The organism is bacterium (assembly GCA_009926305.1).
Taxonomy (GTDB): domain Bacteria; phylum Bdellovibrionota_C; class UBA2361; order UBA2361; family RFPC01; genus RFPC01.
The window spans coordinates 1-1,471 of sequence record RFPC01000217.1 but is presented as its reverse complement, the minus strand read 5'-3'; the positions used below and the strand labels follow the sequence as shown (position 1 = coordinate 1,471).

At 44.5% G+C, this 1,471-nt stretch carries 1 protein-coding gene; it reads right to left on the bottom strand.

All coding sequences use genetic code 11. From position 1 onward, the window contains the following. Nucleotides 1-41 precede the first annotated feature (41 nt). A partial coding sequence (locus EBR25_13975; protein NBW42078.1) for a type I restriction endonuclease subunit M occupies nt 42-1,471 on the bottom strand: 1,430 nt, incomplete at its 5' end.

Below are 1,471 nucleotides of genomic sequence, written 5' to 3'. Positions count from 1 at the left end.
ATGGGGAATTTGCCCGACTTCGGTCTGCTTATACCCCTCCCTCACATCCATGAGAACCCCATCCTCTCAAGGTGCTTGTTCACTTTACCTTCAAGCTCAGCCACCTGCTCAGTCATTTTCGGAAGCGGCGTCTCATAGCGCTCAGCGAGCTCCTTCACCCGCTGAGTCAAACTCTGACTTACCCGGTCCATTTCACCATGAATAAGGCTCTCTAAAGTCGAAAGCCACTTATCATCAACAACAAGGGTCTTAATCTCAAGCTCAGAAAGTTTTGGGTATTGCTTGTAGGCTTTCTCATCAAGCTCAGCTTCTTTCTCTTTTAGCTCTTTTTTAAGCTTTGACTCCTGGTTATTAAGCTCAGTCCATTTCTTTAAGATAGCGATCTCTTCTTTTGATTCCGCCTCTGATTGCTTGTCCGCCCGAAGCTCTTTTATTCGTGCACTTGCTGCACCTTTATTTATCTTCTCAAGCTCAGAGAATGCCCCTTCTTCTCCGCCGTGTTCTTCTTCAAGCTCAGTTCTTTCTGCAGCAGCAATTTCAAGTGCGGTTTCTAGTTCAGTGATCGCTTTTTGCTCGTCTTCAAGGTAGCGAGAAACTATTAAACTCTTTGGAACGAGATCACAGCTCCAGCCCTTATCTTTTTCTTTTCCTTTTTTATCTTTCTCAATAATGCGCTCAGCTTTCGCAGTCCATCCATCAGCCGCTATCAGGTAGCAGTCATCTTGCATCGTATCAGACCAGTAGTTCATCAGGTGCTGATAGATGTCGTACTGATCAAGGAGCGGTGCTTCTTCGTAGTGATCAAGGAGGTCTTCAGAAAGCTCAAAGATAACTTCTTTCGGATTATGACCGGCTTCTAAAGCTTTTAGCTTTTTCTCTGCGCGGTTTCGCCACTCGGAAAAGAGCGCGTTCATCTTCTCGGTATAGCTTTGAAACTCCGGGTGCTCAAAGATTGAGTTTTTAATGGCTGTCTTATCAACCGATAGATCAAGATATTTTGACCGGTTTTCAGAAAAGAGCGCTGCTTTAAGCCCAGGGCATACGTCCCAATACTCTTTAAGCGCTTCGACATCGCGTGAAGGGATGCCGCCTTTTAGATGGGCTTCAATATCTTGAAGGTCTTCTTCTTCCTGACTATCGATATAGCGGGGGAGGTTTAAGTTAAACTCGTTTTTCTCAATCTCTTTAAGGGGAACAAGCCGTGAGTATTTCTCAACTTCTTCCTGGGTATTAAAGACATCAACAATCTTATGAATATCTCGCGAGCGAAGGCGGTTTTTGTTGCCGTCTTTCATAAAGCCGGAGCTTGCATCGATCATAAAGATCTCTTTTCTGTCTTTTGCTCCTTCTTTATCAACTAAAACGATACAGGCTGGAATACCGGTGCCGTAAAAGAGGTTAGCAGGGAGGCCAATAATGCCTTTAATGTATCCTCTGGTTACAAGGTTTTTTCTAATCTCTGCTTCTGCGT